At 58.6% G+C, this 18622-nt stretch carries 15 protein-coding genes; 8 read left to right on the top strand and 7 right to left on the bottom strand.

The genetic code is table 11. From position 1 onward, the window contains the following. Positions 1–2: 2 nt before the first annotated feature. From K8I84_RS01685 to K8I84_RS01665, 5 genes are all read left to right on the top strand, one after another. Positions 3–1997 (top strand): acetyl/propionyl/methylcrotonyl-CoA carboxylase subunit alpha, encoded by a 1995-nt coding sequence (locus K8I84_RS01685; protein ID WP_223792992.1) that lies wholly within the window; start codon positions 3–5, stop codon positions 1995–1997. After that, entirely contained in the window at positions 1997–2905 is a 909-nt protein-coding gene (locus K8I84_RS01680) for a hydroxymethylglutaryl-CoA lyase (protein WP_223792991.1), read from the top strand. Before K8I84_RS01685 ends, K8I84_RS01680 begins: the two co-directional genes overlap by 1 nt. A gap of 131 nt (positions 2906–3036) precedes the next feature. Next, complete coding sequence (locus K8I84_RS01675; protein WP_223792990.1) at positions 3037–4728, top strand: AMP-binding protein; 1692 nt, start codon at positions 3037–3039, stop codon at positions 4726–4728. Between the two features lie 39 nt (positions 4729–4767). Beyond that, a complete protein-coding gene (locus K8I84_RS01670) occupies positions 4768–6762 on the top strand; it encodes a hypothetical protein (RefSeq protein WP_223792989.1) in 1995 nt (664 codons plus the stop codon). A 283-nt stretch (positions 6763–7045) separates the two neighbouring features. Then, positions 7046–8119 (top strand): DUF3604 domain-containing protein, encoded by a 1074-nt coding sequence (locus K8I84_RS01665; protein ID WP_223792988.1) that lies wholly within the window; start codon positions 7046–7048, stop codon positions 8117–8119. Position 8120: 1 nt separating this feature from the next. On the opposite strand, the gene K8I84_RS01660 is transcribed toward K8I84_RS01665, so the two are convergent. From K8I84_RS01660 to K8I84_RS01650, 3 genes are read right to left on the bottom strand one after another with little or no spacing between them, the layout of a single operon-like run. Further along, the gene (locus K8I84_RS01660; RefSeq protein ID WP_223792987.1) at positions 8121–8738 is read right to left on the bottom strand and encodes a TPM domain-containing protein; all 618 of its coding nucleotides are present in this window, start codon (positions 8736–8738) and stop codon (positions 8121–8123) included. A gap of 60 nt (positions 8739–8798) precedes the next feature. Further along, a complete protein-coding gene (locus K8I84_RS01655) occupies positions 8799–9557 on the bottom strand; it encodes a TPM domain-containing protein (protein ID WP_223792986.1) in 759 nt (252 codons plus the stop codon). Next, on the bottom strand, positions 9557–10117 hold the full coding sequence (locus K8I84_RS01650; RefSeq protein ID WP_411722649.1) for a LemA family protein: 561 nt from the start codon (positions 10115–10117) through the stop codon (positions 9557–9559). Before K8I84_RS01650 ends, K8I84_RS01655 begins: the two co-directional genes overlap by 1 nt. Positions 10118–10734: 617 nt before the next feature. Here K8I84_RS01650 and K8I84_RS01645 point away from each other — a divergent pair. Next, the gene (locus tag K8I84_RS01645; RefSeq protein ID WP_223792984.1) at positions 10735–11049 is read left to right on the top strand and encodes a hypothetical protein; all 315 of its coding nucleotides are present in this window, start codon (positions 10735–10737) and stop codon (positions 11047–11049) included. A 377-nt stretch (positions 11050–11426) separates the two neighbouring features. Here the strand turns inward: K8I84_RS01645 and K8I84_RS01640 are convergent, their stop codons facing one another. Next, entirely contained in the window at positions 11427–13694 is a 2268-nt protein-coding gene (locus K8I84_RS01640; RefSeq protein ID WP_223792983.1) for a choice-of-anchor Q domain-containing protein, read from the bottom strand. A 171-nt stretch (positions 13695–13865) separates the two neighbouring features. On the opposite strand from K8I84_RS01640, the gene K8I84_RS01635 reads away from it, so the two are divergent. Next, entirely contained in the window at positions 13866–14489 is a 624-nt protein-coding gene (locus K8I84_RS01635) for a TIGR02466 family protein (protein ID WP_223792982.1), read from the top strand. On the opposite strand, the gene rrtA is transcribed toward K8I84_RS01635, so the two are convergent. The 3 genes from rrtA to K8I84_RS01620 all read right to left on the bottom strand — a co-directional run bounded on the left by rrtA (position 14446) and on the right by K8I84_RS01620 (position 17042). Next, entirely contained in the window at positions 14446–15045 is a 600-nt protein-coding gene (rrtA, locus tag K8I84_RS01630) for a rhombosortase (protein WP_223792981.1), read from the bottom strand. The genes K8I84_RS01635 and rrtA overlap by 44 nt on opposite strands. Positions 15046–15122: 77 nt before the next feature. Continuing rightward, complete coding sequence (locus K8I84_RS01625) at positions 15123–16079, bottom strand: adenosine deaminase (RefSeq protein ID WP_223792980.1); 957 nt, start codon at positions 16077–16079, stop codon at positions 15123–15125. Between the two features lie 195 nt (positions 16080–16274). Then, positions 16275–17042: an outer membrane protein OmpK gene (locus K8I84_RS01620; protein ID WP_223792979.1), complete on the bottom strand. Its 768-nt coding sequence runs from the start codon at positions 17040–17042 to the stop codon at positions 16275–16277. 528 nt (positions 17043–17570) lie between these two features. Between K8I84_RS01620 and K8I84_RS01615 the strand changes: the two genes are divergently transcribed. Next, complete coding sequence (locus tag K8I84_RS01615; RefSeq protein WP_223792978.1) at positions 17571–18569, top strand: cupin-like domain-containing protein; 999 nt, start codon at positions 17571–17573, stop codon at positions 18567–18569. Positions 18570–18622 lie beyond the last annotated feature (53 nt).

Here is an 18622-nt window from a genome sequence, read left to right as displayed (position 1 = left end):
CCATGTTCAGCAAGATTCTTATCGCCAACCGCGGCGAAATCGCCTGCCGGATCATCCAGACCGCCCACCGCATGGGTCTCCGCTGCGTCGCCGTCTATTCCGACGCCGACGCCAACGCCCGGCACGTGGCCATGGCCGACGAAGCTTTCCACATTGGACCGGCACCGAGTTCTGACAGCTACCTGCGGGGCGAGAAAATCATCGACGTTGCCAGGCAGAGTGGTGCCCAGGCTATCCACCCGGGTTACGGCTTCCTGTCGGAAAACACCGAATTCGCCGAAGCCTGCGAGGCCAACGATCTGGTCTTTATCGGCCCGACCTCCTCGGCCATCGCGGCCATGGGCTCCAAGTCCGCCGCCAAAGCGATCATGGAGAAGGCCGGCGTTCCGCTGGTGCCCGGTTACCACGGTGACGACCAGTCACCCGATACCCTGCGCACCGAAGCCGAGAAATGCGGCTTCCCGCTGTTACTCAAAGCCGTTGCCGGTGGCGGCGGGAAAGGCATGCGGGTGGTCGAGAGCCTGTCTGAATTTGACGATGCCCTGGCCGCCGCCCAGCGGGAAGCCCGCAACGCCTTTGGCAACCCGGACATGCTGATCGAGCGCTACCTGACTCAGCCACGGCACGTGGAGATTCAGGTTTTCTGCGATCAACACGGAAATGGCGTTTACCTGGCCGAGCGGGACTGTTCCGTTCAGCGCCGCCACCAGAAGGTTCTGGAAGAAGCGCCAGCCCCCGGGCTGACCGAAGAAACCCGCAAAGCCATGGGTGAAGCCGCGGTTCGTGCCGCGCAAGCCATTGACTATGTGGGGGCGGGCACCGTCGAGTTTCTCTACGATGTGGACGGCTCCTTCTTCTTCATGGAGATGAATACCCGCCTGCAGGTAGAGCATCCCGTCACCGAAATGGTCACCGGCCTGGATCTGGTGGAATGGCAGCTGAAAGTAGCCTGGGGCGAGCCTCTGCCGCTGCAGCAGTCTGACGTGAAAACCCGTGGCCATGCCCTGGAAGCGCGCATCTACGCGGAAGACCCGGACCACGATTTCCTGCCCGCCACCGGCCACCTGCGTTACCTGCGCACTCCGGATGAAAACACCCATGTGCGGGTAGACACCGGCGTGACCGAAGGCGACGACATCAGCATCCATTACGACCCCATGATCGCCAAGCTGATCGTTTGGGACGAAAATCGGGACCAGGCCATCAACCGCATGGTGCAGGCCCTGGAGAACTACCGGATTGCCGGCGTCAAGACCAACGTGCGCTTCCTGCACGCACTGGCCGATGCCCAGCCGTTCCGGGAAGCGAACCTGACCACCGGGTTTATCGAAGACCACCGGAAACTGCTGTTCCCGGCACCCAAGCTCGATGCCCATAAGGCACTGGTTCTGGCCTCCGGTTTCATTCAGGAGCAGCGTAAGCCTGCGGAATCCGGATCCACCGATCCCTTCTCACCGTTCAGCCGACGCAACAGCTGGCGTATGAACTCCGAATACGCCCATCCTATGCAGTTGCAGGTTGGCGATGAGATCCACGACCTCAAGGTTCTCGAACGGAACGATGGCTATCAGGTGTTTGTGGGTGACAGCGTCTACAACCTGACTGCCCGCCTTGAGGACGATTACCTTCAAGCGGTGATCAACGGCCATCGCATCAGCGTTCACGGCAACCTTCACGACGGCCAACTGGTCTTGTTCTGCGAAGGTGAAACCTTCCAGTGCCATCTCTACCGGGAAACCTATCAGCTCGAAGATGCCATTGGAGAAGGCAGCCTGGCTGCGCCGATGAACGGAGCGATTGTTGCGGTGCAGGTTGAAGCCGGCGATGCCGTGACTGCGGGCCAGACATTGGTCATCATGGAAGCCATGAAAATGGAGCACGCCATCAAGGCACCGGCAGACGGCGTGGTGAGCGAGATTTTCTTCGCCGAAGGCGATCAGGTGTCCGAAGGCGCCGAACTCATCGCCATCGATATTCAGGAAGAGGACGCAGAGTAATGGCCCTACCCACGAAAGTGAGACTGGTGGAAATGAGCCCGCGGGACGGGCTGCAGAACGAGCCCGGCCCGGTGATCGCCACCACGATCAAAACCGGCCTCATTGATCGACTGGCCGACTGCGGGTTGACCCACATCGAGTCCGCCAGTTTTGTCTCCCCGAGATGGGTACCACAGATGGGCGATGCCGCCGAGGTAATGGCCGGCATCCAGCGCAAGCCCGGTGTGTGCTATTCCGCACTGACGCCAAACCTGAAGGGCTTTGAGAACGCCCTGGCGGCCGAAGTGAATGAGGTAGCGGTGTTCGCCGCCGCATCCGAATCCTTCAGCCAGAAGAACATCAACTGCTCCATCGCCGACAGCCTGGAGCGGTTTGTACCGGTGATTGAACAAGCCCGCGCCCACGGCATTCCTGTGCGAGGTTATGTATCCACCGTGCTGGGCTGCCCCTACGAGGGCGACATTGCTCCAGAGAAAGTCGCGGAGGTCACCCGGGACCTCTACCAGATGGGTTGCCATGAGATTTCACTCGGCGACACCATCGGTGTCGGTACACCGCTGAGTGCCAAGCGCATGATCGATGCGGTCGCGGGGCACGTTCCCATCGAACGCCTGGCCGCCCATTTCCACGACACCTACGGCCAGGCACTGGCCAACCTGTATGCGGTTCTGGAACAAGGTGTGGCAGTGATAGATGCGTCCGTCGCCGGCTTGGGCGGCTGCCCTTATGCCAAGGGCGCATCCGGCAATGTCGCCACCGAGGATGTGCTCTACATGTTGCAGGGCATGGGCATCGAAACCGGCGTAGACCTGGACCAACTTGTGGCCACCGGCAACTGGATCTGCGGCCAACTCGACCGCCACAACGGATCCAAAGTGGGCCAGGCGCGAGCGGGCCACTGCGCCTAGTATCTACAACAGGAGCGTTAATAACTATGTGGACGCCCGCCCGTAAGCCGAGCAAAGAGCTGGGCGCCTGACAGACGACGCTTGCAAGACAGACGTTAGCCCTCGATGACAAGAACAACAGGAGGCACGTGATGAGCAAGAGCCAACCGAGTTACACCAGCGGCACAGCCGAAGTTCCCCTGCTGGGCATGACCATCGGTGACATGCTGGACCGAACCGCCGAACAGTTTCCCGACAACGAAGCCCTCGTTTGCCTGCATCAGGACATTCGCTGGACCTATCGGGAATTTGTTGAAAAGGTCAACGAAGCGGCCAGAGCCTTTATGGCCATGGGTGTCAGAAGGGGTGAACGCGTCGGCATCTGGTCACCCAACCGTTATGAGTGGACCATTACCCAGTTTGCTACCGCCAAGGTCGGCGCGATTCTGGTGAACATCAATCCGGCCTACGGCGTGCACGAACTGGAATACGCCCTGAATCTGGCCGGTATCAGCGTGCTGGTCACGGCAGACAGCTTCAAGGCATCCAATTACCGGGCCATGCTGTACGAACTGGCACCGGAGCTGAACCACTGCAAACCCGGCGAATTAAGGGCCCACCGGGTTCCGGAACTGCGTTCGGTGATCAACGTTCATGAAGACACTCACGCCGGCATGTGGAGCTGGCAGGGCTTCCTCCGCTACAGCGAAAGCGTTTCTGACGAAGAGCTGGCCGAGCGCCAGGGCGGGCTTCAGTTTGACGACCCTATAAACATCCAGTTCACCTCGGGCACCACCGGCAACCCCAAGGGCGCCACCCTCACCCATCACAATATCCTGAATAACGGTTACTTCGTTGCCGAGAGCCAGCGCTTTACCGATCAGGACCGGCTGGTCATCCCCGTGCCCCTGTATCACTGCTTTGGCATGGTCATGGGCAACCTCGGTTGCATCACCCACGGTGCCACCATGATCTACCCGAGCGAAGGCTTCGAGCCGAAACGGGTTCTTGAAGCTGTGCATCAGGAAAAGGCCACCGCGCTCTACGGAGTCCCCACCATGTTTATCGCCGAACTGGGGGAGCCCGGATTTGAAAGTTATGACCTTTCAACCCTGCGCACCGGCATCATGGCCGGCTCCATCTGCCCGGCGGAGATCATGAAAAAGGTCAACCAGCAGATGCACATGAAAGAGGTTCAGATTGCCTACGGCATGACTGAAACCAGCCCGGTATCGGCCCAGACCAGCGCCACGGATCCGTTCGAGAAGCAAGTGACAACGGTAGGCCGCACTCAGCCCCATCAGGAAACCAAAATCATCGACCCGGCCACGGGCAACGTAGTGCCCCGAGGTGAAACCGGCGAACTGTGCACCCGCGGCTACAGCGTGATGCTCTGCTACTGGAACAACGAGGAAAAAACCCGGGAAGCCATCGACGATGCTGGCTGGATGCACACCGGCGACCTGGCCATCATGGATGAGGACGGCTACATCCAGATCGTCGGTCGCATCAAGGATATGGTGATACGGGGTGGTGAGAACATTTACCCACGGGAAATCGAAGAATTCCTCTACACACATCCCGCCATCGAGGACGTGCAGGTTACCGGCATTCCCGATGAGAAGTACGGCGAGGAGCTGATTGCATGGGTCAAGCTGCGGCCGGACGCTGAGCAGATCTCGGGCGATGCCCTGATTGCCTTCTGCAAGGGCCAGATCGCCCACTTCAAGATCCCGAGGTACTACAAGTTCGTCGAGGAATACCCGATGACGGTGACGGGGAAGATCCAGAAGTTCAAAATGCGGGAGATATCCATCCAAGAGATGGGGCTGGATAAGCAGTAGCGGATACTCCGGCCCCCTCGCAAACGGGGAGCCGAAGCCATGAGGCGGCAAAGCACTGATCCTGCGTTCGAGAAGGCCTTGATGCAGTTCGACAGGGCGCTGGCGGATTTCGCCCGCGCCCGCCACTCAGACCCCCAGTCATCAAGCCTTGGAGTGCTTGAGCGCGCCCGTGTGCTGATGACACTGCCGGAGGGATTTGACGCCTTGTACCGACGAGTTCGCGGGCTGGAATCCGCCGGTATCTTCGGCACCAGTGACTGGGCGAAGCCGGCGATCCTGCAACCGGGTCTGGCCAAGCGCTCGCTGCGCGAAGCTGGTGCTGTTACCGCGGTCGTCGAGGCCATCAGCGAGTTGAGGATGCTCGCGGTGGCGCGGGGAGATTACTTCCACCCCGGCATCTCGGCGGAGCAGGCCAGACACTTCCTGACCCAGGTAATGGCGCTGAACCTGGACCTGCTATCCGGTCAATTGACGGAGGCAGACCGGGAACGCCCCCAGCAACTCGGGGTCATCGTGCTTCAGCTCTATCAGTACCTGATTTCTCACCTCGGGTACGAGAGCCTGCTGGACAGTCTGGTTGCTGAAGTCTGGCGGTTACTGGATCAGGGCCCTGTCCAGGTCGACAGCATCTGCGAGATGATTGGCCAGATTGCCAAGTGTCTCTATGACCCGGAACCTAAAACCACGGGTACCGCCGACGCAACCCGACTTGTCCAGTCCCTATTCGCCCCCACCCCGGGCAGCATTGAGGACCCGGGCCTGGAGGTCTATGAGCAGCGGCTGGTTCAGATGGATAATACCTCCCTCGCCTCCGAGGCTACCCACTTCGCCCGCAGCATGCATGATACCGGCCTCGCCTCACCCTACCACGCGGTTATGCTCCGGTTTCTGCGCACCACTGGCAAGGACGACCTGATACCCACCACGCTCGGGCTGACCATGACCGGGCTGGACGACCTTTACTGCTATACAGAACTGGTCCATGCGCTTATCGACGAGACCATTTACCCGGAAACCTGCCAGGCCGTTTATGGCCTCACCATGATGCTGGAGCGGGGCTCGTTATTTACGCCGTCGGTGGCCCAAGCCCTGTGGCGACATATCAAACTGAAGCTCTCCCCAGAAACGAAAATGACGCTCGAAAGGGCTTTTGGAGGTGCCCGACCACCGCGGGTGTTCCTGCTGGCTGGCGTACTCAATCTCCTGGGACAGCCGCTGGGTGTTGGCCAGGGCAATAACCCCACCTGCCAGTCTGCCATTGGGCTGTCGATGTGGGCTTCCAACGAGGCCGACTACCTGCTTCAGGTTCTGGCCTGGGCGGCCCGGGACAACGAAGTTCTCGGCCGCTTCGAAGGATGGGAGGTCTCCTCCAGGAATCTTGAGGCGGGACTGGTCAAAGAAGCGCCGGTGGATGTGGACCCGGTATCACTGATCCTTATTCCCCACCTGGATCGACTCTACGGTGAGATGTGGCGCCGCTGCCAGGGCCGGGAGGACGATGCCCACCGCTGGATCAATCCAGAATTTTACGGGTGGTGGGTCAGCCACGGCTTTCGGGTGGTAACCAACATTCACTCGGGAGAGGTGGAGGACTACGAAGGCTTTGTTCGGCATTTCTATGCCAGCTACCACCCGTTCTACAATGGCCAGATGCCAGTCATTCACGCCCAACCGGCGGGTATTGCCGTGACCGACAGCGCGGCCCGTTTCGTCGGCCGCCATGCCATCACCATCCTCAGGGTCGGGCTCAGCCCCTCGAACGAGATGCGGGTCTACTTTTTCAATCCCAACAATGACAGTGGCCAGGACTGGGGTCAGGGCATTACCTGTTCCACCCGCGACCACGGCGAATTCCGGGGGGAGGCCTCCTTGCCCATTGCCGAGTTTGCCTCGCGGCTATACGCCTTCCATTACGACACGCTGGAACTCGGTGACGTGAATGAAGTACCGGATGAGGAAGTCGCCCGAGTCATGGAACTCGGCCACACTAGCTGGGCGGCACCCCCTGACACGTCAACCCACTCCGGAAATTAACCGAGGCCACTTTCCCGGCGTCAATTCCCGATGACCGTCACCGGGAAAACCAACAAACCCCGGCTCGTTGTCGGGGTTTTTCGTTTCTGGACTGTGCGTCCACTCGCCACCTGCCAAAGAACTTTTGAAGGCTGGAAAAAAACTTTGACCGTAGGGGTTCCGAGTGCAAGACTCAAAACAATCTCCGCTACTGGAAGGGAGTCCGAAATGCGCCTGTTCACGCCCACCGCTGCTCTCGCAACACTCCTCTCGATACCGGCCTTCGCTCAGGATATCGCCGTCAATGAAGTACGCCGAGCGCCGGATGCGGTGGGAACCGATCTACGAGGTCACGCAGATGAAGGGCGACGGCGAGGTTCATCCTATGCTCTCGCCCAACGACGAGTTCGCGGACTACTATCAATGGGACAAGGGCGACTTCGGGCTTAATCCAAAGGAGCCCGAGATGCTGCCCCACGAATACGCCCGAAGCGCGCTCAAGCTGGGACTGAAACAGGCAGAGGCGATCGGCGTGAATCCATTCAAGTTCGGCATGATCGGCTCGACGGACAGCCACACCTCGCTTTCAACAACCCGGGAAGAGAATTTCTTCGGCAAGTTCTCCGGCACCGAACCCGCGACCGAGGCGCGCTACGCAGACCTCGTCACCCAGGACCTGCGAGAAAACGGAGACGGCAGCCTCGACGTCTACCACTGGGAGTCGCTCGCCTCCGGTCTCGCTGCCGTCTGGGCACGGGAAAATACGCGCGAGGCGATCTGGGACGCGATGGCACGCAAGGAAGTCTATGCAACAACGGGCGGGCGGATGCTGGTTCGCGTTTTCGCCGGCTGGGACTTCAAACCGGATGAGGTGCACCGCCCCGACTTTGCCCGCCAGGGCTACGAGCGCGGCGTGCCGATGGGCGGCGACCTTGCGACAGCGCCGGACGGCGCCGGCGGCCCACGCTTCATGGTTCGCGCGCTGCGCGATCCCGATGGCGCGAACCTCGACCGGGTTCAGATCGTCAAAGGCTGGCTCGATGCCGACGGCGAGCTGCAGGAACGCATCTACGACATAGCCGTGTCTGAGGGCCGCGAGATCGGCTCGGACGGCCGGGCGAGGACACCGGTCGGCAGCACCGTCAAAGGTGCGGGCTATACCAACACGATCGGGGATGCAGTACTCGGCGCCTTCTGGGAGGATCCTGACTTCGACCCGGCTGAGCGCGCCTTCTACTACGTCCGGGTGCTGGAAATTCCCACGCCCACATGGATTGCCTATGACGAGGCAGCCTTCGGCAAGCGCGATGCGCCCGACGAGGCTCGGCGCGAGTCCCAGGAGCGCGCCTATACCTCGCCGATCTGGTACACGCCGTAGATCAGGACAGAATCACCAGATGATCGGGCAGTTCATTGCGCTCATGGGTGGCGGGCACATGCTCTTTCAACAACTTGCCACAGGCGGCAATGCAGTCAAGAAACCCCTGCCGGGTCTGGCCCTGATGCACCTTTGCGGTGAAGTCCGCGACGATGCCTTCCCACACCGAGTTGTCCAGCACATCGGCAATGCCCTGATCCACCAGAATCTCCACGTAGCGTTCCGCTTCCGAGACGAAGATCAGCACGCCGGTGGAGCCTTCGGTATGGTGCAGGTTCTGCTCCAGGAACTGCCGCCGCGCGAGGTTGGATGCCCGCCAGTAACGCACCTGCCGGGGAATCAGGCGGGTGTTGATGCCGGGTGCGCGGAACAGCAGGCTGAGCAGGATGAACACGCCCCACTGCACCAGCATCAACATGTCGGCCCCGAACCAGTTGCCGAAGTAATTGGCAATGCCCGGCACCAGCAACGCCAGAATGCCGGCCCAGAGCAGTGGAATATAGCTGTAGTTATCGGACTGGGCCGTCAGTACGGTGACCAGTTCGGCGTCGGTTTCCCGTTCCACCTCGTTGATGGCGGCGGTAACGGCTTCCTGATCGCTTTTGCTTAATAGTGTCATGATTCTGTGATTCTCATTGTCGGGTGAAGGGATTCAGCGCGCTCGGCTATCGGTGCGGAGCTACCAGCCACCGGAGGCACCGCCGCCGCCGAAGCCGCCTCCACCGCCGCCAAAGCCACCACCCCCGAAGCCGCCGCCCCGGCCGCCCATGGCGCCACCCAGCAGAGCCGCACCTAACAGGGCTGCGCCACCGCGCCCACCACGGCCACCGCGACTGCCGATAAAGAAAATCACGGCCATCATGATGAAGAAGAACAGCGCCACCATGCCGGCGTTAGGCTTCTCCTGAACGGCACCGGTCTGCTGGCCCCGGGCAACGGCCATAGGCTCGCCGCCGAGCACCTGGATCATGGCGGCGGCACCGTTAACAATGCCGGCCTGAAAATCGCCCTGACGAAATGCCGGGGAAATAATGCGATTGATGATGACCGAGGAGTCAGCATCCGTGAGCCGGCCTTCAAGGCCATAGCCCACCTCTATGCGGATTTTGCGTTCTTCCTCCGCCACGATCAGGAGTGCGCCGTTATCCTCGCCCTCCTGACCGATACCCCAGTGCCTACCCAGCTGGTAGCCAAAATCCTCAATCGGGAAACCCTGAAGGTCCGGCAGGGTAACCACCACCACCTGTTCGGTGCTGGCCTGCTCGTGAGCCTGGAGCATCTGGCTCAGGCGCGCTTCCACATCAGGCGACAGCATCTTCGCGCGGTCCACCACCCGGCCAGTCAGCTCGGGAAATTCCGGCGTGGACTGGGCCCAGGCGGTGGCCGGCATTACAATCAGTAACACCAACAGCAGGCTTTTGTGGAGCTGGGCAGCCATTAGAATTCCACCGCGGGCGCTTCGTCCGCATTTTCCTTGGTGGCCTCAAAGTTGGCGTGGGGTTCCAGATCGCTGTAAAGAAGGCTGTGCCAGATCTTGCCCGGGAAAGTGCGCAGTTCGGTGTTGTAACGCTCCACCGCCTGAATAAAATCCCGGCGCGCGACGGCAATACGGTTTTCCGTGCCTTCAAGCTGAGACTGCAAGGCCAGGAAGTTCTGATTGGACTTCAGATCCGGATACCGTTCCGACACTGCCATCAGCCGGCTCAGGGCACTGCTAAGCTCCCCTTGGGCCTGCTGGAACTGCTGTAGCTTCTTGGGGTTGTCGAGAATGCTTTCGTCCACCTGAATGGAGGTGGCCTTGGAGCGCGCCTCAATCACCGCGGTCAGGGTTTCCTGCTCCTGGGCCGCGAAGCCCTTGACGGTTTCCACCAGGTTGGGAATCAGATCGGCCCGGCGCTGGTACTGGTTTTCCACCTGGGACCAGGCAGAGGTAACTTTCTCATCGTAAGTGGGAATGTTGTTGATCCCACAGCCACTCAGTAACAGAAGCAATGCCATCAGCGGTGCCAGCTTCCAGACAGTCCGCTGTTGAAAGGGGTTATAAACGATTCCCATAGTGCTTTTCCCGGTGGTGAATGCATGAAAAAAGATGATGCCTGGCCTTCAGGCAACGTCATAGAACTACCCTCTAAGTGGGGACAGAGCCAGTATTTTCAAGGTGGTCAGGGTATTAAGACCCGGTGCCGGGCCACACCCGCGTAGCCTGTTGGTAACCCCGGAGTTATACGCCCATGGTTGGGAGCAGGAGAGGCTCAGGCGCGAGCGTAGAACTCCGACGGCCCAACGGGCTACGACCATATCGTCATCGGTTACAAAGCCACAGCAGTACAGCGAACCTGGATTTGCAGAGGTATGAGTGAAGCAAAGAGCATTAACGAAGGAGGAGATGGGGCTAAAGAAGTAAACCCGGCACTCTGCGAGAGGATCCAACACCCCACGCCTGTTGCCTGGGTTTGTTGGTTATGTACCGCGCCACGGTGCACCGTGCGATCACTCATCCCCGATGCGGGGTGGAACTTTACGTGCTTTCGCGATGTCTGAATATTATAAACCCACGGCGCGTGGGCGTCGGTTAGTAGTCCGACTTTGTTTCATTGATCAAGGAGGGCTACAAGATGAAAAGAATAATGAATGTACTGCTTCTGGCTTCCGTCGTTAATGGGCTGGCAGCCTGCTCGGCGTTTCGGGAACCGACCTACGGTGAACAGATTGAGGACGAAGGCCTCGCGTTGAGGGAAGTCGGAGCTCAGTGGTCAAAGGGCGAGTCGTTGGTGGAAAAGGGCGAGGAGCGGATCAGGAGTGGTCAGGAACGGATTCGTGAGGGCGAACGCATGATCGAGGAAGGACGCGAGATGACCCGCGAGGGGACCCAGCTCATGCGCGATTCCAAACTTCGCTACGAACAGGGCGGTGGCGATTCCGCGTATTGATTCTTGTTTCCTGAATCAGGGTTATGCCGGGAGTCGAATTATGACCTCCCACAACCTCCTAGACGAACGTGGACACTGAGGAGGAAGACGCTCCAGCGACTTCTGGTGAGTTGATGTTTGTGGAACCGATGATGTCCCGGGTTACCTCCAGTCACGGCCGGAATTGTCGTCACCGGCTAAAAAGCCACAGCGGTGCAACTATCCGGGCTGGTATCTGGGGACTTGCCAGATCGGTTTTGCCCCTGCAGGGGCGAATGCCGGATAGCGATCCGGGATTTGCAGAGGTAGGAGTGAAGCGAAGAGCACTATCGACGATTGAAAGCAAAAACCCCGGTCCAGGCCGGGGTTTTTGCTTTGCGTTATAAGTCGGGCGCCAATCAGGCTTTCCGACGCAAGCGCCGCCAGATGGCCAACGGGGCCAGCAATCCCAGGACAATCCCGAAGGAGCCTCCGCCACCGGAGGAGGTACTGTCCGCAATGACGGTCTCATCTCCTGCTGGAGAGGAGTCGCTCCCGTCATTTGAGGAGTTGCTTTCTCCACCAGAGGAGCTTTCCTCTTCAGCGGACACCACTGTAAGCACGAAGCTTGTGTTTGCCGAAAGGCCATAGAAATCCGTCGCTTTGACGGTAACCGCATAATCACCCACAACCTCTACGGAACCGGAAATCACGCCACTGGTCGCATCAATAACGACACCTTCCGGCTCACCCTCGAGAGCGTAACTTAGCTGGTAGCCCTCCGGATCGCTGAATGCTGAGCTTGCATCCATAGAGAAAGGTACACCCTCAGTTACTTCAAGAGCCTCTATAGCGGAGGCAACCGGCGACAGATTACCCGCTTCCACAGCACCAATATCTACCACACCATTAATGATACGAGCACTGCCTCGCTGGTCCGCTCCTGGCCCATCGACAATATTCGGATCTCCGGCATCTCGAAGCGGTGAATCCGTCGCCGGGTAACGAGTGAGTGTAAAGCCTCCGTTATCCGCTAGTTCCCCCAACCCGGAATCGGCTTCATTCAGGAAGTTGGAGGCATCTGCTGATGGCGGGTTACAGCTGGCATCATTGTTGGTTGTGTCGTCCCAGAAGCTGTAATAAAGGTTCGGCCGCACTGACACGGAGGTTTCGCTGACACAAATATTGCCGGTACCAACGCCACCCTGAGTGTTACCTGCAATCACCGTGTGAGTAATCTCTACACCAGCCGAACTGTCCGCATACAAAGCGCCCGCGTTATAGGTCTCAACCCCCGTCACCTGATTGTTGGTAATGGTGCTGTGACGCACAGAGACCGGAGTTCCGCTGACGCCGAAGAAATGCATGGCCCCGCCACCGTATGCCGAACTATTGCCATCGATGGTGGAAGATACGATTTCAGCGGTCAGATCCGGCCCTGCGCCGTAAAATCCGGCGCCGGCTCCCGCTGCCGTATTACCCGAGAGGGTAGATCGCACAAGGGAAACACTGACAGGATCGCCAGTAGGCGAGTCAGCATACACCGCGCCCCCAAGTCCCACGGTACTCTCGGAAGAGCTGATAACAGCCTGGTTTCCACTGAACGTGGAATCCTCGATGGATACCGTGCCACTACGACCACTGCGACCAACGTAGAGGGCGCCACCGAAATTTTTGGCCGTGTTATTTACGAAGCTGGAACGCCGAATAGACACCCCGGTTGAACGATCCACGGCGACGGCACCACCATGGGCCTCAGCATTAAAGCCGGTGCCAAACTCGTTCGACGCCGCAACCACATGATTGTCCTCAAAAACCGTGTCTTCTATCAGCAGGGTTTCACCAGTGCTTTGATAAAGAGCGCCTCCGTAGTTTCGGGCCTGGTTGCCGCGAAACTCTGACCGACGGATGGTTGTGGTGCCCACACTGAACTCACCGGCTGCGCTGATGGCACCGCCAGCGATGCCACTATTGTCGGTTAAGGCTTGGTTATTTTCGAAAACCGAGTCTTCGATGGTTAAGTCCGCATCCCAGGATTCGATCGCGCCGCCACGGACGTCAGCTCGATTACCTGAGAAAAGACTGTTGCGAATTTCCGCCACGCCACGATTGTGTATTGCACCGCCATTTCCGGTGACGCTATTGTCAGAGAACTTACTATCGCTGATCATTAACTGGCCGGCGTTTTTGATTACGCCACCACCACCACGCCAATCACTGGAATCAATTCCCTCGAACTCGGTATTCTCGAGATTCAGCGAGCCACTAACCATACCCACCTGAATCAAAGAGACGTCACGGGTAAGATCTGCGCTGGGAACGAAGCGGAGGTTACGCAAACTAAGCGATGCGTTTTCCTGAACATCCGCATACCGAAATTGCCCAGCTGTGATGGTTGCCAGGCCAGTGGTGGGGCCGGTAATCGTCAGAGATTTGGTCGCCAGCACAATATCGGTGGTATCCCAGGTCAGCGTTTCCCCCGCCAGCGACTCATCAATGGTGATAGAACCACACAGGCCGGTTTCAACGAGCGCTTCTTCAAAGGTGGTCAGATCCGGCGAGTTTCCAGTATCAGAAACCGCATTCACCACCACATCCGCACACCCAAACGCCATCTGCGCATTCGCCAAGGCAATCATGGCTACCAGCGGCTTCAGTGCCAGCTTGGCCTTGCTGAGGTCAGTCATTTCTATGTCCCTACTGCTATTGGTGCTTCGTCCTGATTCCCGACCGGCCTCTTCGGTAGATTGCCTGTTCCACTGGCATTCGTGAGAAAGGAGGGCTTAGAATCCTTTATTCGCTGGGCAAATATTACCCCGCTTTTTTATTCCCATTATGTAAAAAAATGTGAAATAGTCATGAAAGCTGAGAACCGTCACCATTTCGGTGTCCCCATTCTTGAAGTCCAGCTTCCCGAAGTACGAGCCCGGTCCGAAGAGATTCGACAGTTTCTGGAAAAATTGCGGGACGAAGATACCGATGGTATCCAACGTTCAAATCAGCGCGGATGGCATTCGGGCGACTTCCTGCATCATTCAAAAGAACCAGTGATGCAATGGCTGACGGAGCAGATCTTCCAGGTAGGCAGTCGGCTGGCACTGCACGCCGAACGTAAGCCACCGGAAACCGAGATTTTCCTATCGTCACTCTGGGCGAACATTAACGATTTCGGTGCCTGGAACGCGCCCCATGCACACTTGCCCTGCGAGTGGAGCGGCTGCCTGTATATTGATGTCGATGAGAACCCGACCGAAGAAAATGCGGGTATATGCCCGGGCGATATCATGTTCTTTGACCCGATCCCAGTGGGTGCGCCCTACCGGCCGGCACCCACGGTGAGCTATACCCCGAAGATCGGCACCATGTATGTGTTTCCGGGCTACCTGCTGCACATGGTGGCACCCCACTACAATGAACGCCCCCGCATCAGCATGGCGTTCAACTTTCGGTTTGGAGAGAACCTGACCCACATCGCCCGCTGACCCGGGACCAAGGAACAGCCACCAGTGCCCCCGTGATGAAGCCGAGATGGTGGGCCTGGTGGACCACCCGGAAGTCATGCATCGGTTCGCTGCTGACAACGGGCCACCCCGCCGCATCCCCCACCAGCTTGATCACCACCAGCGCCAGCCCAGCCAGAGCGAGCCATCGGTGGGTGCTGATCATAAACACCGAGCCAGCCGCAAACAGGCCGTACAAAACGCCGGAAAAACCTTTGTACCAGAGGATATCGGGGTAAAAGAGAAACAGCCCGCCGGTTACGGCCAGGCCACAAGCCAGTGTCACCACCAGCCACTTGCGTTGAGACAGCGCACCGCCGAACCACCAGGCCATCAACCACAACCCGGCCAGGTTAAACAGCAAGTGGGGGCCATCAATGTGAGTCAGGTTGGCAGTCAGTAGCCGCCACAATTGCCCCTGCCCGACAAGCACCCTGTGGTACTGAAGCCACTCGCCGACAGGCAACAGCCAGATCAGCACCATCAAAGCACTGATTGAGATGGGAACCAGAGGCAGGTTTCGAAACGTCGACGGCAAAACAACACCCTTGAATGCGTTAAGGGGCCATCATATACCGATTACTAGCCACTGGTCAGGCATGCCCTGAATGAACATTAAGACGTGGGCACCAACGCCGCATCAAAGCCGTTCTGTGCCAGTCGCCGGGCCTGATCGTCCGTCATGCCCAGATCCTTCCGCAAGGCCTCGAAGTTTTCCGTCATGTAGCCACCGAAGTAAGCCGGATCGTCCGAATTGACGGTCACCTTCAGGCCGTCATCCAGCAACTTTAGAATCGGATGCTGACTCATGTGATCAAACACCTTGAGCCGGATATTGGACAGCGGACACACCGTCAGCGGAATCTGGTCCTTGCGCAGCCGCTCCATCAAGGCCGGATCTTCGGTTGCCCGAACCCCATGATCGACCCGCACCACGCCCAGCTCATCCAGTGCCTCCCATATGTATTCGGGTGGTCCCTCTTCGCCTGCGTGGGCAACAGCATGCAGCCCCATTCCCCGGGCCCGATCGAATACCCGCTTGAACTTGGTGGGCGGATGCCCCTTCTCACTGCTATCGAGCCCCACTCCGATAAAGTGATCGCGAAACGGAAGTGCGGCATCTAGAGTCTTCTGGGCCTCATCTTCAGACAGGTGGCGCAGGAAACACAGGATCAAACCATAACTCAGCCCCCAGTCCGCTTTGGCCTCTTCCAAGGCACGGGTAATACCTCTGACAACCACGGCCATATCCACACCCCGATCCGTGTGGGTCTGGGGATCGAAGAACGGCTCCACGTGGGTGACATTCTGAGCCCTGCACTGGTCAAGGTAGGCTTTGGTCAGGTCGTAGAAGTCCTCTTCGTGCAACAGCACCTGGGCACCCCGGTAGTAAAGGTCCAGGAAGTCCTGAAGATTTCCGAAGTCGTAGGCCTTTCGCAGCGCGTCCACACTGTCATAGGGCAAGCTGATCCCATTTCGTTCAGCCAGGCGAAACATCAGTTCCGGCTCAAGGCTGCCTTCAATATGAATGTGCAATTCAGCCTTCTTCAGGGCGTTCAGATCGAGGGACATGATGAACTCTCTTCAATGCAGGATTGGCTTTCGAAACACGGCCAGCAGACTGACGCTGCGGATCGTCAAGCCGGATGGACGGCATAGTCGAACCAGTGAACAGCATCCGTTACCACGGGGGTAAGGTCACTATAGTCGATACGGGAAATGAGCGAGGAATCGGGAGCCCGACGAACGCCGGACTCCCGGACTGGCTTAGAAGTGGAACTTCACCAGTGCGCTGACAGCGTTCTCGGTACCGTCAACAAACGCCAGGTCCTGATCCAGGCCGAACTTGTTGCGCCAGTAAGAGTATTCAATACCGGCGTAGAGCACGCCCGGGTTGTTGGAGAAAGCACCCAGGTCCAGCTTGAACTGCGGGTTGATGTGCATCTCGGCCTTGTGGTCGCTGGCCGCAGAAGAGTAGTCCATGAAGCCATCGAACAGGAAGCTGGCGGCGCCAACGTTGAAGGGCAGGCCCCAGGTCACGGTAAGCTGCCAGTCGTCAGCAGATTCATCGTTGTTGGCGTAGTAAACGTTGGTATCAACGTACTGGAAGCCCGGTACATCCCAGCTCAGGCCAATACCGGTCAGGTGGTTATCGAACGCCGGCACGAACGGGTCGTCGTTGGTACCAAACTCGTAGGTGTAGGCAACGAGTACATCCTTGACCGGGCCGAAGGTCATCGGCTGGCCAGTCAGCCAGCTCAGGCTCGCGCGCGGTGAGAACTCACCGTAGGTTTCATTGAACTCAGCGGTATCGCCGCGGGACTGCAGGCGGTCGATGAAGAAGAAGGTGTCACCCCAGTTGTGGGCAGTCACGTTTTCGAAGGTGAAGGTTACCTGCTCTTCCGGGATTACCTTGTAGTTGGTGCCATAAAGCGCCGAAACGCTGGAGCTGCTGAAAAACTTTTCTGCGTGGGCAGCCGGGGCCATTGCGCCAGCGAAACAAACGGCGGCAACCGCCTTACCAAATGTATTCAAAACAAGTCCTCACAAAGTTCATTGTCAGGCAGTGATGCTCCTGCTTCGATCCGCTCCATCCCGGTCCTGCGAGCCGGTCCGTCGACCAAAGCCAGCCATGCTGTCACCGGACTCACGGCGGCTGGCGACGTGTTTCAACGGAAAAAGCAAAGCCACAGCGCTCAACCGAGAACTGGATCAGAATCTGTCGGGGGAAAATTCAACTGCCTGGGGTATCAGTACCGCGTGGTTTATCGGGGTTTAATCCGACACCGCCCCGGATGGGACGACGCTCACTACGTTCCGGTCGGAAGCCCCATCCGCTGGGGATGGCGCACCGGCCGCGCGGCGCGGATTCTAGCACACTCGATCTGCGAATCGCGAGGCTGACAGCGCCCTACCGGCCGCCAGCAGCGGTTGCCGCAGGCATAAAGACTCGGCGTAAAAATCCTCTCAAAACTGAATCTCTCTCACGTTTCAAGAAGTTCCGGCTGGCCAGCCAACGACCGACGGCTAGATTTAAAGTCATCAATCAGACGCAACAACGTCATGGAACACCAGACCAGGGATGTCTTTATGGAGGAATTTCCGCCCCAATTTGCGTCGACGCAACGTTCCCTCACATCCGCCAGCCCCGGGGTACAACTCTCCCCGACTGCCACATCGCAACGGATTCGGGCGGGGATATTTCCGGCCGCCATTGATGCGTCGCGTCTGGATGAGGCCCCTTTCAAGGCTCGGCACGGTCTCATGGGGTGTAAGGCCCTCGAACTGGAATCGCTGACCCAAACACTACTCCGGCTTCCCGAGAACCAGGTCTACACAATCAATCGACCGCTGGATGCGGGCGATCACTTTGAAGAAAACGTCAGACGAGCGCGCGGGAGCAAGGCTCTGGCATCCACCCTTCACAACCTGATGGACTCCAACTCCCTGATCGTCGTGAACTCTCCGGAAGTGGACCCGAGCTTCCAGCCCATTTACCAGGAAATCCTGGCAAGCATTTCTGAGCTGGCTGCGTTTCGTGACCCCAGACGACGGGTTCTGATGCCAACCCTGTATCTGTTCATCGCCTCCCCCAACAGCGTCACGCCATTCCATCTTGACCGGTATTCCACGTTTCTTTTCCAGTTCCGGGGCACCAAGAAGGTCGCCGTCGCGAGCCCATGGGATTCCCAGGTCATTTCCGATCCGGATCGGGAAGCCTATGTCTCCTATGTCGATACCAACCTGCCATGGAGTGACGAACGGGAACGGCGGATGACCCACTTCAATTTCCATCCCGGCGAGGCGCTGCACATTCCGTTCGTTTCTGGCCACTATGTAAAAAACGGGCCAGACGACATTTCCATCTCCATGTCTGTCATTTTCAACACCCAGAGAACCATGATGTGGCGGCAGGCTCTTAACTTTAATCACCGGGCGAGAAGGCTTCTCCGACCTCTGAATATCACTCCGTCCCCGGTGGGACAGAACGCCCTGAGGGACGCCGGTAAGGCCTGCCTCTGGCAGGCGTGGCTATCCGCCCGGGCCAGAACAAACTTCTGAACCGGGTGTTACCCCTGCTCTAATCTCTCCGCAGATTCCATGCTGAGCCCCCA

This window comes from Marinobacter sp. F4216, from assembly GCF_019931195.1.
Taxonomy (GTDB): domain Bacteria; phylum Pseudomonadota; class Gammaproteobacteria; order Pseudomonadales; family Oleiphilaceae; genus Marinobacter; species Marinobacter suaedae.
This window is presented reverse-complemented; position numbering and strand designations above follow the sequence as displayed.

Excerpts from the sequence above, each read along its gene's own strand:
- K8I84_RS01685 (WP_223792992.1), top strand. The coding sequence starts at position 3 with ATGTTCAGCAAGATTCTTATCGCCAACCGCGGCGAAATCGCCTGCCGG.
- K8I84_RS01680 (WP_223792991.1), top strand. The coding sequence starts at position 1,997 with ATGGCCCTACCCACGAAAGTGAGACTGGTGGAAATGAGCCCGCGGGAC.
- K8I84_RS01675 (WP_223792990.1), top strand. The coding sequence starts at position 3,037 with ATGAGCAAGAGCCAACCGAGTTACACCAGCGGCACAGCCGAAGTTCCC.
- K8I84_RS01670 (WP_223792989.1), top strand. The coding sequence starts at position 4,768 with ATGAGGCGGCAAAGCACTGATCCTGCGTTCGAGAAGGCCTTGATGCAG.
- K8I84_RS01665 (WP_223792988.1), top strand. The coding sequence starts at position 7,046 with ATGAAGTACGCCGAGCGCCGGATGCGGTGGGAACCGATCTACGAGGTC.
- K8I84_RS01660 (WP_223792987.1), bottom strand. The coding sequence starts at position 8,738 with ATGACACTATTAAGCAAAAGCGATCAGGAAGCCGTTACCGCCGCCATC.
- K8I84_RS01655 (WP_223792986.1), bottom strand. The coding sequence starts at position 9,557 with ATGGCTGCCCAGCTCCACAAAAGCCTGCTGTTGGTGTTACTGATTGTA.
- K8I84_RS01650 (WP_411722649.1), bottom strand. The coding sequence starts at position 10,117 with ATGGCATTGCTTCTGTTACTGAGTGGCTGTGGGATCAACAACATTCCC.
- K8I84_RS01645 (WP_223792984.1), top strand. The coding sequence starts at position 10,735 with ATGAAAAGAATAATGAATGTACTGCTTCTGGCTTCCGTCGTTAATGGG.
- K8I84_RS01640 (WP_223792983.1), bottom strand. The coding sequence starts at position 13,694 with ATGACTGACCTCAGCAAGGCCAAGCTGGCACTGAAGCCGCTGGTAGCC.
- K8I84_RS01635 (WP_223792982.1), top strand. The coding sequence starts at position 13,866 with ATGAAAGCTGAGAACCGTCACCATTTCGGTGTCCCCATTCTTGAAGTC.
- K8I84_RS01625 (WP_223792980.1), bottom strand. The coding sequence starts at position 16,079 with ATGTCCCTCGATCTGAACGCCCTGAAGAAGGCTGAATTGCACATTCAT.
- K8I84_RS01615 (WP_223792978.1), top strand. The coding sequence starts at position 17,571 with ATGGAACACCAGACCAGGGATGTCTTTATGGAGGAATTTCCGCCCCAA.